The organism is Mesorhizobium sp. CU3 (assembly GCF_006442965.1).
In the GTDB taxonomy this organism is placed as follows: Bacteria; Pseudomonadota; Alphaproteobacteria; order Rhizobiales; family Rhizobiaceae; genus Mesorhizobium.
The window spans coordinates 242890-256502 of record NZ_VFWX01000008.1 but is presented as its reverse complement, the minus strand read 5'-3'; the positions used below and the strand labels follow the sequence as shown (position 1 = coordinate 256502).

The following is a 13613-nucleotide window of genomic DNA, read 5'->3' as shown; positions in this document are numbered from 1 at the left end:
GAAAACCGCAGTCCCGGCCATTGAACAATTAATAATGTCCTAACATGATTGTGTTCACTTCAAGGTGCCGGCAAGGCGACCAACCTAAAAATTTCGGCGTCAGCCCTTGCCTGAAAGGATGCGCTCCACGAAGGCCGGCACGACCTGCGTTGCCGGACCTTCCAGTTGTTCGTCGAAACGCGAGGCCCAGCCGGCGCATTTGAGGTTGAGCTCCACCGTCAGGGCGCCGGCAGTGCGCGCTTCTTCCACAAACCCTGCCGCCGGATAGACGCTGCCGCTGGTTCCGATCGCCGCAAACAGGTCGCAGCCGCCCAGCGCCTCGCCGATCTCTTCCATGCGATAGGGCATCTCGCCGAACCACACGACATCCGGGCGCAGCCTTCCCGCTGCGCCGCAGCCCGGGCATTTCGATTGAGCCGCGATATCGTCCTTCCATGGATGGCTTTCGCCACAGGCCAGGCAAAGCGCACGGCCGAGTTCGCCATGCATGTGGATCAGTTTTCGCGAGCCGGCGCGCTCATGCAGGTCATCGATGTTCTGGGTGACGACAAGCACGTCGTCCGGGAAGGCCTGCTCGAGTCTGGCCAGCGCCTCATGCGCGGCATTCGGCTCGACGCTGCCGATCTGCCGCCGACGCATATTGTAGAAATCCTGAACCTTGGCGGGGTTGCGCGCGAAGCCCTGCGGCGTCGCAACTTCTTCAAGGTCGAAATTGGCCCAGACGCCGTTCGGGTCTCGAAACGTTGCAACGCCCGATTCCGCCGAGATGCCGGCGCCCGTCAGGATGACGATCTTGGGTTTGGACATGGCGGGCTCACCGGGACGTCGTTCGGAGCGCGATGATTTACCAGAACGACGCTGGTCCTCAAACCCTGGTCCCGCCCACCGTCATCCGGTTCATCCTCAGATGCGGCTGGCCGACGCCGACCGGCACGCCCTGTCCGGCCTTGCCGCACATGCCGATGCCGTTGTCGAGCTTCATGTCGTTGCCGATCATCGACACCCGGTGCATGGCGTCCGGGCCGTTGCCGATCAGCATCGCGCCCTTGATCGGCTGCGTCACCTTGCCGTTCTCGATCATATAGGCCTCGGTGCAGCCGAACACGAACTTGCCGGAGGTGATGTCGACCTGGCCGCCGCCGAAGGAAACGGCATAGATGCCGTTCTTGACCGAGGCGATGATCTCCTCCGGCTCCATGTCGCCGGCGGTCATGTAGGTGTTGGTCATGCGCGGCATCGGCTGGTGCGCATAGCCTTCGCGGCGGCCGTTGCCGGTCGCCTTCATGCCCATCAGCCGGGCGTTCTGGCGGTCCTGCATGTAACCGACCAGCTTGCCGTCCTCGATCAGCACGTTGCGCGCCGAGGGTGTGCCTTCGTCGTCGACTGTGAGCGAACCGCGCCGCTCGGGAATGGTGCCGTCATCGACCACGGTGACGCCCTTGGCCGCGACCTGCTGGCCCATCAGGCCGGCGAAGGCCGACGTCTTCTTGCGGTTGAAATCGCCTTCCAGCCCATGGCCGACGGCTTCATGCAGCATGACGCCCGGCCAGCCGCTGGACAGCACGATGTCGAAGGTGCCGGCCGGCGCCGGAACGGCTTCGAGGTTGACCAGCGCCTGCCTGAGCGCCTCGCTCGCCGCATGCTTCCAGCTTTCCTCGCTGACGAACTCGCCGAAACTCTTGCGGCCGCCCATGCCGTAGGAACCGCTCTCCTGCCGGTCGCCGTCGCCGACCACGACGGCGACATTGATCCTGACCAGCGGGCGGATGTCGCGCACGATCTGGCCGTCGCCGCGCAAGATCTCGACATGCTGCCAGGAGGCGGCGAGCGAGGCCGTCACCTGGCGCACGCGCGGATCCTCCGCCCGCAGCCAGCCGTCGATCTCCTGCAGCAGCTTGGCCTTGGCCTCGAAGGACGGCGAGGGGATCGGGTTCTCGTCGCCATAAAGGTGGCGGTTGGTGCGGGCAGGGGCCGCGGCGAGCGTGCCGGAATAGCCGCCCTTGACCGCCGAGACCGCGTCGGCCGCGCGCAGCAGCGAGGCTTCGGACAGGTCGCTCGAATGCGCGTAGCCGCTGGCCTCGCCGGCGACGGCGCGCAGGCCGAAACCCTGGTCGGTGCTGAAATTGGCCGTCTTCAGTCGGCCATTGTCGAACATCAGCGCTTCGCTCTCGCTGTATTCGACGAACAGTTCGCCGTCGTCGGCGCCCTTGATGGTGTCGGCGACGATCTCTTTGACGCGATCGTCGGAAATATCGAATTGGCCGATCAGGCTGTTCATGGCGGGTCCACTCGTGGAAACAAATCGTTGTCAAGGGATGTAGGCGCGAAGCAGCGCCGAGACAATCGCTGATGGACGCCCTGCCGGCGAATGCCGGCATGCCGCCATCACCAGGTCGGCGAATGCCGGCTTTCCGCGATCACTTGTCGTTCAGGAAATCCTTGATGTTGCCCGCCATCGAGTCCCAGTTGGAGAACTGCTCCTCCAGATTGGCCCTGGTGATGCCGCCGGCGAAGCTGACATCCATCTTGAAGTTCGAGCCGTCGCCGGAATAGGCCTTCACCCAGCGATATTTGCTGTTCCAGGCATTGGCCTGTTCGGCGGTGAGCGGATCGGTGTAACCGGTCGAGAATTGCAGCGACTGGCAGTTCTCGTGGTTTTCGCAGCCATAGAAATAGATCACGTATTTGACGCCCTCGACCCGCCCGGAAATCATCGGATCGCCATTGTCGTCCTTGTCCATCCTGGCCGAGCCGAACCCCTTGGCGATATCGAGGATTGCCGCCGGGTCGGGCTGCTGGAGAATTTCGCTATCTTCGGCCCGGGCAAGCGAAACCATACCGGCCAGCGTCAGACCGGCGATGAAGGCGGATAAAGTCGCGCGCATCGAACCTCCTCGTCCCCAGACGCGCACTTGGCGCCGGACCTCGAGTGTTAAGGAACGGCGGCGGCGCATGGGCCAGGAAGATCAAGGTAGGGCGGCGAAGCCGTCCGCAAAGCCCTTGAGGTCGACGGGGATGCCGATGCCTTCCTCAGGCGTCTGGAAGACGATGAAGGTGGCCGAGGTGCCGCTCTTCAGCGTGTCGAGCAGCGGCTTTTCGAGGATCACCTCGGCATAGCAGCCGTCCTGGAAGCAGCGCACGAAATAGGCGCGGCCGATATCCTTGCCGTCGACATTGAGGCCAAGCCCGTTGGGCAACAAAACGCCGAGCGGCGCCAGCACGCGCAGGATCTCGGCCTTGTTGTCGGCGGTGCGCAGCACCACCACCGAAAGCCCCATCTCCGGGCGGTCCTCGGCGACGACGTTCTGCATCATCACGCATTGTTCGGAGGTCGCGCCCGCCGGCGTGTCGCAGATGATCGACCAGGCGCCATGCGTCGACTTCACCGTGCCGCTGGGCGGCGTGGCGTTGTTCGGCGGGGCGGCGGCGCCGACGGCTATGCCGCCGCCGAGCAAGGCGATGGCAAGGACCGCCTTCGCCAGGGTTCTCGAAAGCCAGGAAGTCATAACGGCTCCATTAGCGAATCACGGCACTTTAAGCTGCGCCCGGGCCAAGTAAAGGACGAGACCGTCGCCGGGCCGCCCCGATACCGGCAATTCCGCGCTTTTCCTAAGTAAATTCGCCCGAATTGCGACCATCCGTCATGTCGCATCGCTACGGCTCGGGACGGCCTTTCGGCTGCGCGCAAAAATGCCGCACGGTTTCGTCCGCTCCTTCCTTGCGGAGGGAAATAGAGTATGGTTTGAACCAGCCTAGGGACAGACCGGGATTCCCAATCCTGGCATCGTCCTTTATTGGTGCGACCAGGGTCGCGGGAAGTGGGAGACGAGAGGGCGATGAGGAAATTCCTGGCAAGCGCGAAATTCTTGGCAGGTACGGCCGCTTCGGCCGTGCTCTTCTCCGGCGTTGCGGCCCACGCCGACCAGCCGCGCCCATGGGAGATGACCTTCCAGGCGCCGGCGACCGACATGATGCGGCAGATCGAGCGGTTCGGGAACTACACCATGTGGTTCATCGTCCCGATCACCATCCTGGTGCTGGTGCTGCTTGCCATTTGCGTCCTGCGCTTCCGCGCCAGCGTCAACCCGGTGCCGTCCAAGACCAGCCACAATACGCTGATCGAAGTGATCTGGACCGTTGGTCCGGTGCTTGTGCTGCTTTTGATCGCCATCCCGTCCTTCCAGCTGCTTACCGCGCAGTACACGCCGCCGGAAGAAGCCAAGCTCACCGTCAAGGCGACCGGCAACCAGTGGAACTGGGACTACGAGTACCAGGTCGACAAGACCTTCTCCTTCAATTCGGCGATCCTCCAGGACGCCGACCGCGCCAAGGCCGGCAAGGAAGACCGCAACCTCTACCCACGCCTGCTCGCGGTCGACAATGAACTGGTCGTGCCGGTCAACACCATGACTCGCGTGCTGGTTACGGCGACCGACGTGATCCATTCGTTTGCCATGCCGTCCTTCGGCTTCAAGATCGACGCCGTGCCGGGCCGCACCAACGAGACCTGGTTCAAGGCGGAGAAGGAAGGCCTCTTCTACGGTCAGTGCTCGCAGCTCTGCGGCAAGGACCATGCCTTCATGCCGATCGCGATCCGGGTCGTCTCCGATGCGCAATTCAAGACCTGGCTGGAGACGGCCAAGACCGACGTGCCCGGTGCCAACAAGGCGCTGATGGCCGAGATCGACGGTACCAACAAGGTAGCGGCCGCCGGCAACTGATGCCGCGGGTTAGCAAGAATTAGGGAACGGAGCGGAACATGGCAGAGGCTGCAGCTCACGACGATCACGACCACAAGCCCTATCATGGCTGGGTCCGGTGGGTGTACTCCACCAACCACAAGGACATCGGCACGCTCTATCTGATCTTCGCGATCTGCGCCGGCATCATCGGCGGCGCGCTTTCGGTCGTCATCCGCATGGAGCTGCAGGAGCCGGGCATCCAGATCTTCAGCGGTCTCGCGCAGATGGTCTACGGCATGAACGGCGACGCCGCCATCGACGGCGGCAAGAGCATGTACAATGCCTTCGGCACGGCGCATGCGCTGATCATGATCTTCTTCATGGTCATGCCGGCGCTCATCGGCGGTTTCGCCAACTGGATGGTCCCGATCATGATCGGCGCGCCGGACATGGCCTTCCCGCGCATGAACAACATCTCCTTCTGGCTCCTGCCGCCGGCCTTCATCCTGCTGCTCGCCTCGATGTTCATGCCGAGCGCGCCCGGCGCCTATGGCGTCGGCGGCGGCTGGACGATCTATCCGCCGCTCTCGACATCCGGCCAGCCTGGCCCCGCCATGGACCTGGCGATCCTGTCGATCCACATCGCAGGCGCCTCGTCGATCCTCGGCGCCATCAACTTCATCACCACCATCTTCAATATGCGCGCACCGGGCATGACGCTGCACAAGATGCCGCTGTTTGCCTGGTCGGTGCTGGTCACCGCCTTCCTGCTGCTGCTCTCGCTGCCGGTTCTTGCCGGCGCCATCACCATGCTGCTCACCGACCGCAATTTCGGCACCTCCTTCTTCGTGCCGGACAATGGCGGCGACCCGCTGCTGTTCCAGCACCTGTTCTGGTTCTTCGGTCACCCTGAAGTGTACATCCTGATCCTGCCGGGCTTCGGCATCATCAGCCACATCGTCTCGACCTTCTCGAAGAAGCCGGTCTTCGGCTATCTCGGCATGGCCTACGCCATGGTCGCGATCGGCGCCGTCGGCTTCATCGTCTGGGCGCACCACATGTACACGACCGGCCTGTCGCTCGACACGCAGCGCTACTTCGTGTTCGCCACGATGGTCATCGCGGTGCCGACCGGCGTGAAGATCTTCTCCTGGATCGCCACCATGTGGGGCGGTTCGATCTCCTTCAAGCCGCCGATGCTGTGGGCGCTGGGCTTCATCTTCCTGTTCACCATCGGTGGCGTCACCGGCGTCCAGCTCGCCAATGCCGGCCTCGATCGCTCGCTGCACGACACCTATTTCGTCATCGCGCACTTCCACTACGTGCTGTCGCTGGGCGCGGTGTTCGCGATCTTCGCCGGCTGGTACTACTGGTTCCCGAAAATGACCGGCTACATGTATTCGCCGGTCATCGCCAACACCCACTTCTGGGTCACCTTCGTCGGCGTCAACCTGATCTTCTTCCCGCAGCATTTCCTCGGCCTCGCCGGCATGCCGCGCCGCACGGTCGACTATCCCGACGCGTTCGCGGGCTGGAACTATGTGTCGTCGATCGGTTCCTACATCTCCGCGGTCGGCGTCATGATCTTCCTCTACGGCGTCTTCGAGGCCTTCCAGAAGAAGCGGGTGGCCGGCGCCAATCCGTGGGGCGAGGGCGCCACGACGCTGGAATGGCAGCTGCCTTCGCCGCCGCCGTTCCACCAGTGGGAACAGCTGCCGAAGATCAAATAGGCGACTGCCTGAACTACGGGACCGCCGGCCTGCCGGCGGTCTTGGCCAACGGAATAATGGACGTTAAGTACGCATGGCCCTTGCCGACGACAGATTGATGGAGGACGCGGGCTTTCGCATCTCGGAAGCGACCGCGGGCGATTTCTTTGCCCTGCTGAAGCCACGCGTCATGTCGCTGGTCGTCTTCACCGCCTTTGTCGGCCTGGTCGCGGCGCCCGTCGCCATCAACCCGCTGATCGCGGTCGTCGCGATTTTGGCGATCGCCATCGGCGCCGGCGCCTCGGGCGCGCTCAACATGTGGTACGACGCCGACATCGACGCGGTGATGACCAGGACCGCCAGCCGCCCCGTGCCGGCCGGTCGCGTCTCGCCGGGCGAAGCGCTGGGCTTCGGCCTTGTACTGTCGGCGCTGTCGGTGATGACGCTGGGCGTACTGGTCAACTGGCTGTCGGCATCGCTGCTTGCCTTCACAATCTTCTTCTACGCCGTCATCTACACGATGTGGCTGAAGCGCTGGACGCCGCAGAACATCGTCATCGGCGGCGCCGCCGGCGCCATCCCGCCGGTGATCGGCTGGGCCGCGGCGACCGGATCGGTCAGCCTCGAAAGCGTCATCCTGTTCCTGATCATCTTCCTGTGGACGCCGCCGCATTTCTGGGCGCTCGCTTTGTTCAAGTCTGATGATTATGCCCGCGCCGGCATCCCTATGATGCCGAACGTCGCCGGAGAGGCCTCGACGCGCCGGCAGATTTTCGCCTATGCGCTGATCCTGGCGCCCATCGGCGTGCTGCCTTGGGCGCTCGGCTACACCACGGTCGGCTATGGCGCGGTTTCCGCCCTGCTCGGTCTTGGCTTCGTCTGGTACGCGTGGAAGGTGCTGCGCATGCGCGACGACGATCGCGCGATGAAGCCGGCCAAGGCGCTGTTTGCCTATTCGCTGCTCTATCTCTTCGCCATTTTCGCCGCCTATCTCGTCGACAGCGTGGTCGGGCGCGCCCTGATGATGGGGGGTGCATGATCGTGGCCGACAAGAAGCTCGAACTGGTGACGCTGACGGAACGCCAGCAGAAGGCGCGCCGCAACCGCTCCATCGCCATCGGCGTGGCGCTGGCGGTGCTTGTCGCCATCTTCTATGCCGTCACCATCGTGCGCTTCGGCCACCATGGCAACAGCATCACCGGCTCCGGCCTGCTGGGAGGCGGCTGATGAGCGGCAAGACGAGCACGCCCCGCAAGGTCAACAACGGCATCGTCGCCGCCGTCTGTCTGGCCTTTTTCACCGGCATGGTCGGCATGGCCTATGCCGCGGTGCCGCTCTACAAGATGTTTTGCCAGGTGACCGGCTATGGCGGCACCACGCAACGCGCCGAAAGGCAATATGCCGGCCGCGTGCTCGACCGCGAACTCACCATCCGCTTCGACGCCAACACCAACGGCATCCCGTGGCAGTTCGAGCCGGTTGCCCGCTCGGTCACGATCAAGATCGGCGCAACGGCGCAGGCGCATTACAGCGCCACCAACAAGTTCGATACGCCGATCACCGGCCGCGCCTCGTTCAACGTGCAGCCCGAGATGGCCGGCGCCTATTTCAACAAGGTGGAGTGCTTCTGCTTCACCGACACGACGCTGAAGCCCGGCGAGACGCTGGACATGCCGGTCGTCTTCTACGTCGATCCCGACATCGTCAACGTCCCGGAACTCAAGGACTTGAAGACCATCACCCTGTCCTACACGATGTTCCCGGTCGAAAAGAAACAGCCGGTGGCCTCGTCCGCGCCCGCCGCCGGCGGCACCAACAAAATTTCCAATTCCGAAGCAAGCCTCGGGGGTTGATATGGCAGACGCGCACGCAAAACCACAACACGACTACCATCTCGTCAACCCGAGCCCCTGGCCGTTCCTGGGCTCGATCGGCGCTCTGGTCATGGCCATCGGCGGCGTCGCCTTGATGCAGTATCTGAAGGCCGGCAACTTCCCGATCTTCGGCCACAACATCGCCAATCCGTGGCTGTTCTTCATCGGCCTGATCATCGTGCTCTATACGATGTTCGCCTGGTGGTCGGACACCATCAAGGAAGCGCATGAGGGGCACCACACGCGCGTCGTGTCGCTGCACCTGCGCTACGGCATGATCATGTTCATCGCCTCCGAGGTGATGTTCTTCGTCGCCTGGTTCTGGGCCTATTTCGACGCCAGCCTGTTCCCTAGCGAGCAGATCCAGTATGCCCGCACCGCCTTCACCGGCGGCGTCTGGCCGCCGAAGGGTCTCGAGGTCCTCGACCCCTTCCACCTACCGCTCTACAACACCATCATCCTGCTTCTGTCGGGCACGACGGTGACCTGGGCGCACCATGCGCTGCTTCACGGCGACCGCAAGGGCCTGATCAACGGCCTGGTGCTGACCGTCGGCCTCGGCATGCTCTTCACCATGGTGCAGGCCTACGAATACATGCACGCGCCGTTCGGCTTCAAGGATTCCATTTACGGCGCCACCTTCTTCATGGCGACAGGCTTCCACGGCTTCCACGTCATCATCGGCACCATCTTCCTGCTGGTCTGCCTGGTGCGCGCCTGGAAGGGCGACTTCACCCCGAAGCAGCATTTCGGCTTCGAGGCGGCGGCCTGGTACTGGCACTTCGTCGACGTGGTCTGGCTGTTCCTGTTCAGCGCCATCTATGTCTGGGGCTCGACCGGCGCGCTGATCGAGGGCCACTGATAAACCGGGAAAGCGCGCAGCGGTTTTTCCGGAGTTTGCTTTCAGCATTTTTTCAGGAGTTTCGAAGGCGGCCGCAGCGACGCGCGCCGCCTTCTTCTTTTGGGCGCAATGGCTGGCCATCGCTGAAGCAATTCCAGGAAAAGTGTGAAGCGGTTTTCCGTCCGGAATTGCGTAAAAAGGAGATAGAGCGGTTCGCCGTTTCCGTGAAACGGCGAACCGCTCAAACCAATGTGGGCGAAAATTTCCCTGACCATCTGCGCGTATCTGATCGCGACGGTCCCGCTGCTCGAACGCAATGGGCCGCCTCGGCAGAAGGTCGACCTGGTGCGGGTCGAGAAGTCGCAACGGCAGCTGCAACTGATCGGCGCAGGCAAGATCCTGCGCAGCTACGGCATCGCGCTCGGCGGCGCCCCGATCGGTCATAAACAACAGGAAGGCGACGAGCGAACGCCGGAAGGGCGCTATGTGCTCGACTGGCGCAATCCCAACAGCGTCGCGCACCGGTCGATCCATATCTCCTATCCAAACGCCGATGACATCGCGGCGGCAAAGTCGCGCGGCGTCCATCCCGGCGGCTTTATCATGATCCATGGCCAGCCGAACGGTTTCGGCTGGATGGGCCGGCTGCTTCAATTGGTCGACTGGACCGACGGCTGCGTTGCGGTTACGGATTCCGACATGGATGAAATCTGGACAATGGTGGCCGACGGCACACCGATCGAGATTGTGAGATGAGCGACGACAAGGCGATCTGGCCACCCATCGACCCGATCTCGGCCGGCCTGCACGGACGCTGCCCGCGCTGCGGCGAGGGCAAGCTGTTCTCCGGGTTCCTCACCGTCGGCAAGCGTTGCTACAATTGCGGTCTCGACTATTCCTTCGCCGATGCCGGCGACGGCCCTGCGGTCTTCGTCATCCTGATCATCGGCTTCATCGTCGTCGGCTTGGCACTGTGGATGGAAGTCGCGCTCAGCCCGCCGCTCTGGCTGCATTTCCTCATCTGGCTGCCGCTGGCGCTGGTACTTTGCCTGACGGCGCTGCGTCTGATCAAGGGCGTGCTGATCACCTTGCAATATTCCAAGAAAGCCGCCGAAGGCAGGCTGGACACCGGCCAATGAGCGATACGATCGTTGCAGGCGCAGGCCGTTCGCGGCCGCGCTCGGCCTTGCTGCTTGGCCTTGGCTTGGTGCTGTTCGCCATCCTGCTCGGGCTCGGCACCTGGCAGGTGCAGCGCCTGCATTGGAAGGAAGACCTGCTCGCGACCATCGACAAGCGCACGCATGCCGCGCCGCTGCCGCTCGCCGATATCGAGAAGGAGTTCGCCGCCTCGCACGATGTCGAATACATGCCGGTGACGGTGACCGGCACCTTCCTGCATCAGGGCGAACGGCATTTCTTTTCGACCTGGGAAGGCGACAGCGGCTTCAACGTCTACACGCCGCTGAAGCTCGATGACGGCCGCTTCGTGCTCGTCAATCGTGGCTTTGTCCCCTACGACCTCAAGGATCCGGCCAAGCGTCCGAAGGGCGAGGTCGCCGGCCAGGTGACGGTGACCGGTCTCGCGCGTAACCCGCTGCCGGCAAAGCCGTCAATGATGCTGCCCGACAACGACGTCGCAAAGAACATCTTCTTCTGGAAGGACCGCGATGTCATGGCGGCGACTGCCGGCCTGCCGGCAGGCTTCTTGCTGGTGCCGTTCTTCATCGATGCCGACAAGACGCCCAATCCCGGCGGCCTGCCGGTCGGCGGCGTCACCATCATCGACCTGCCCAACAACCATCTGCAATATGCGGTGACCTGGTATGGGCTGGCGGCGGCCCTTGCCGCGGTGCTTATCCTAAGGCTTCGCCGTCCGGCGAAACAAGCGTGAGGCCCGCTGCTCTTGACAGGGCAGGGGTGCGCACCTCATTTCGCCACAGGATTTTCCACTGAACCGGCCCGCATTTGATGACTGAGAAAAAGCCACCGCTGACAATCCGGCTCTGCCAGCCGCGCGGCTTCTGCGCCGGCGTCGACCGCGCCATCCAGATCGTCGTGCTGGCGCTGAAGAAATACGGCGCGCCGGTCTATGTCCGCCACGAGATCGTGCACAACCGGTATGTTGTCGAGGGCCTGCAGAGCCTGGGCGCCGTGTTCATCGAGGAACTCTCCGAGATCCCGCCGGAGCATCGGCAAAGCCCTGTCGTGTTTTCCGCTCATGGCGTGCCGAAATCGGTGCCGGCGGATGCCCAGGCGCGTGAGCTTTTCTATCTCGACGCCACCTGTCCGCTGGTGTCGAAAGTGCACAAGCAGGCCATGCGCCACCAGCGGCTCGGCCGCCATGTGCTCTTGATCGGCCATGCCGGTCATCCCGAGGTGATCGGCACCATGGGGCAGTTGCCGGAAGGCGCCGTCACCCTGGTCGAGACCGAGGCGGATGCGGCGAAGCTCGAGCCGGCCGATCCCAAGGCGCTTGGCTTCGTCACCCAGACCACGCTGTCGGTGGAGGATACGGCCGGCATCATCCGCGCGCTGCAGGAGCGTTTTCCCGCTATGCAGGCGCCGGCGGCCGAATCGATCTGCTACGCAACCACCAACCGCCAGGAAGCGGTGAAGGAAACGGCGGCCGGCGCCGACCTTTTCCTCATCGTCGGCGCGCCCAATTCCTCGAATTCGCGCCGCCTTGTCGAAGTGGCGGAGCGCGCGGGCGCCGCGATGTCGCTTCTCGTGCAGCGGGCCGCGGAAATTCCGTGGGATGAGATCGGCGGGATTTCGACGCTTGGCCTGTCGGCCGGCGCCTCGGCGCCGGAGATCATCGTCGACGAGATCATCGACGCCTTCCGGCAGCGCTTCGACGTCACCATCGACCTGGCCATCACGGCCACCGAGACGGAGGATTTTCCGGTGATGCGGGTGCTGCGCGATGTCGAACTGACGGCGGCCGACATGGCCTTCGTCAACGGAGCCGCGTGAGCCCGCATGGCCGTCTATACCGACGTCAACGAGAACGAACTCAGCGCGTTCCTGAAGGCCTATCCGGTCGGCGAGCTCCTGTCCTACAAGGGCATCGCCGAAGGCACCGAGAATTCCAATTTCCTCGTCCATGCCTCGACCGGCTCCTACATCCTCACGCTCTACGAGAAGCGGGTCGACAAGGCCGATCTGCCTTTCTTTCTCGGCTTGATGGGCCATCTGGCGCGAAAGGGGATTTCCTGCCCGCTGCCGGTCACCGCGCATGACGGCGCCGTCATCGGCACGCTTGCCGGGCGGCCCGCCGTCATCATCACCTTCCTCGAAGGCCTGTCGCTGAGGCGCCCGACCGCCGCGCATTGCGGCGAGGTCGGCAAGGCGCTGGCCGAGCTCCATCTCGCCGGCCGGGATTTTGCGATGCAGCGCCCGAATGCGTTGGCCATCGACGGCTGGCGAAAGCTGTGGGACGCCGCTCGTGCTCGCGCCGACGAGGTCGAGCCGGGACTTGCGGCCGAGGTCGATGCCGATTTCGCCGACTTCGAGCGCAACTGGCCCGCCGGCCTGCCGCAAGGCATCATCCATGCTGATCTGTTCCCGGACAATGTCTTCTTCCTTGGCGAGAAGCTGTCGGGGCTGATCGACTTCTATTTCGCCTGCGACGATCTCTACGCCTATGACGTCGCCACCTGCCTCAACGCCTGGTGCTTCGAGAAGGATTTTTCCTTCAATTTGACCAAGGGCGCGGCGCTGCTCGCCGGCTACCAGTCGGTGCGGCCGCTCTCGGATGACGAGAAGGCGGCGCTGCCGATGCTGGCGCGCGGCTCGGCGCTGCGCTTCATGCTGACCAGGCTCTATGACTGGCTGACCATTCCCGACGGTGGGCTGGTGATGAAGCGCGATCCGACGGAATATATCCGCCGCATGCGCTTCCACCGTGCCATCCGATCGCCATCCGAATACGGGCTCAAATGAACAAGCAGGTTGAAATCTTCACCGACGGCGCCTGCTCCGGCAATCCCGGGCCGGGCGGCTGGGGCGCCATATTGCGCTTCAACGGCAAGACCAAGGAATTGTCGGGCGGCGAGGCCGAGACGACCAACAACCGCATGGAACTGCTGGCCGCCATCACCGCGCTCAACGCGCTGAAGGAGCCTTGCACCGTCGAGCTGCACACCGACAGCAAATACGTCATGGACGGCATTTCCAAATGGATCCATGGCTGGAAGAAAAATGGCTGGAAGACCGCCGACAAGAAGCCGGTGAAGAACGGCGAGCTGTGGCAGGCGCTGGACGAGGCCAACCGCCGTCACAAGGTCACCTGGAATTGGGTCAAGGGCCATGCCGGCCATCCCGAGAACGAACGCGCCGACGAGCTCGCGCGCGAGGGCATGGCGCCGTTCAAGAAAGGGTCGGCTGTCTCGACGACACCGAAGCCGGCAGCGGCGCCAAAGCCGGCCGCCCCGGCAAAGCAGCCGGCAACCCCGAGGCCACGGCGCTCGACCCAGAGCTATTGATTTCGGTGGACGTGTCCGCGCTC

General features: G+C 63.6%; 16 protein-coding genes. 12 read left to right on the top strand and 4 right to left on the bottom strand.

The window, feature by feature from the left end; translation table 11 throughout:
• Positions 1-99 precede the first annotated feature (99 nt).
• From FJ988_RS14915 to FJ988_RS14900, 4 genes are all read right to left on the bottom strand, one after another.
• Positions 100-807 (bottom strand): NAD-dependent deacylase, encoded by a 708-nt coding sequence (locus tag FJ988_RS14915; RefSeq protein ID WP_140818915.1) that lies wholly within the window; start codon positions 805-807, stop codon positions 100-102.
• 58 nt (positions 808-865) lie between these two features.
• A complete protein-coding gene (tldD, locus tag FJ988_RS14910; protein ID WP_140818913.1) occupies positions 866-2278 on the bottom strand; it encodes a metalloprotease TldD in 1413 nt (470 codons plus the stop codon).
• Between the two features lie 139 nt (positions 2279-2417).
• Positions 2418-2885, bottom strand: a complete 468-nt coding sequence (locus FJ988_RS14905; protein WP_181183535.1) for a YbjN domain-containing protein — start codon at positions 2883-2885, stop codon at positions 2418-2420.
• Between the two features lie 81 nt (positions 2886-2966).
• A complete protein-coding gene (locus FJ988_RS14900) occupies positions 2967-3506 on the bottom strand; it encodes an invasion associated locus B family protein (protein ID WP_140818909.1) in 540 nt (179 codons plus the stop codon).
• 330 nt (positions 3507-3836) lie between these two features.
• On the opposite strand from FJ988_RS14900, the gene coxB reads away from it, so the two are divergent.
• The 12 genes from coxB (at position 3837) to rnhA (ending at position 13590) form a co-directional block, all read left to right on the top strand.
• Positions 3837-4721, top strand: a complete 885-nt coding sequence (gene coxB, locus FJ988_RS14895; RefSeq protein WP_140818906.1) for a cytochrome c oxidase subunit II — start codon at positions 3837-3839, stop codon at positions 4719-4721.
• Positions 4722-4759: 38 nt separating this feature from the next.
• On the top strand, positions 4760-6412 hold the full coding sequence (ctaD, locus tag FJ988_RS14890) for a cytochrome c oxidase subunit I (protein WP_140818904.1): 1653 nt from the start codon (positions 4760-4762) through the stop codon (positions 6410-6412).
• 73 nt (positions 6413-6485) lie between these two features.
• The gene (locus FJ988_RS14885; RefSeq protein WP_140818902.1) at positions 6486-7430 is read left to right on the top strand and encodes a heme o synthase; all 945 of its coding nucleotides are present in this window, start codon (positions 6486-6488) and stop codon (positions 7428-7430) included.
• A complete protein-coding gene (locus tag FJ988_RS14880) occupies positions 7427-7618 on the top strand; it encodes a hypothetical protein (RefSeq protein WP_140818900.1) in 192 nt (63 codons plus the stop codon). Before FJ988_RS14885 ends, FJ988_RS14880 begins: the two co-directional genes overlap by 4 nt.
• The gene (locus FJ988_RS14875) at positions 7618-8244 is read left to right on the top strand and encodes a cytochrome c oxidase assembly protein (RefSeq protein WP_140818898.1); all 627 of its coding nucleotides are present in this window, start codon (positions 7618-7620) and stop codon (positions 8242-8244) included. The genes FJ988_RS14880 and FJ988_RS14875 overlap by 1 nt, the downstream gene beginning before the upstream one ends.
• A gap of 1 nt (position 8245) precedes the next feature.
• Entirely contained in the window at positions 8246-9127 is an 882-nt protein-coding gene (locus tag FJ988_RS14870) for a cytochrome c oxidase subunit 3 (protein WP_140818896.1), read from the top strand.
• 228 nt (positions 9128-9355) lie between these two features.
• The gene (locus tag FJ988_RS14865) at positions 9356-9862 is read left to right on the top strand and encodes a murein L,D-transpeptidase family protein (RefSeq protein WP_140818894.1); all 507 of its coding nucleotides are present in this window, start codon (positions 9356-9358) and stop codon (positions 9860-9862) included.
• Positions 9859-10245, top strand: a complete 387-nt coding sequence (locus FJ988_RS14860) for a DUF983 domain-containing protein (protein ID WP_140818892.1) — start codon at positions 9859-9861, stop codon at positions 10243-10245. The genes FJ988_RS14865 and FJ988_RS14860 overlap by 4 nt, the downstream gene beginning before the upstream one ends.
• Complete coding sequence (locus tag FJ988_RS14855; protein WP_181183534.1) at positions 10242-10997, top strand: SURF1 family protein; 756 nt, start codon at positions 10242-10244, stop codon at positions 10995-10997. Before FJ988_RS14860 ends, FJ988_RS14855 begins: the two co-directional genes overlap by 4 nt.
• A gap of 77 nt (positions 10998-11074) precedes the next feature.
• Positions 11075-12079, top strand: a complete 1005-nt coding sequence (gene ispH / locus FJ988_RS14850; RefSeq protein WP_140818890.1) for a 4-hydroxy-3-methylbut-2-enyl diphosphate reductase — start codon at positions 11075-11077, stop codon at positions 12077-12079.
• Positions 12080-12085: 6 nt separating this feature from the next.
• Complete coding sequence (locus FJ988_RS14845) at positions 12086-13048, top strand: homoserine kinase (RefSeq protein ID WP_140818888.1); 963 nt, start codon at positions 12086-12088, stop codon at positions 13046-13048.
• Positions 13045-13590: a ribonuclease HI gene (gene rnhA, locus FJ988_RS14840; RefSeq protein ID WP_140818886.1), complete on the top strand. Its 546-nt coding sequence runs from the start codon at positions 13045-13047 to the stop codon at positions 13588-13590. Before FJ988_RS14845 ends, rnhA begins: the two co-directional genes overlap by 4 nt.
• Positions 13591-13613: the final 23 nt, after the last annotated feature.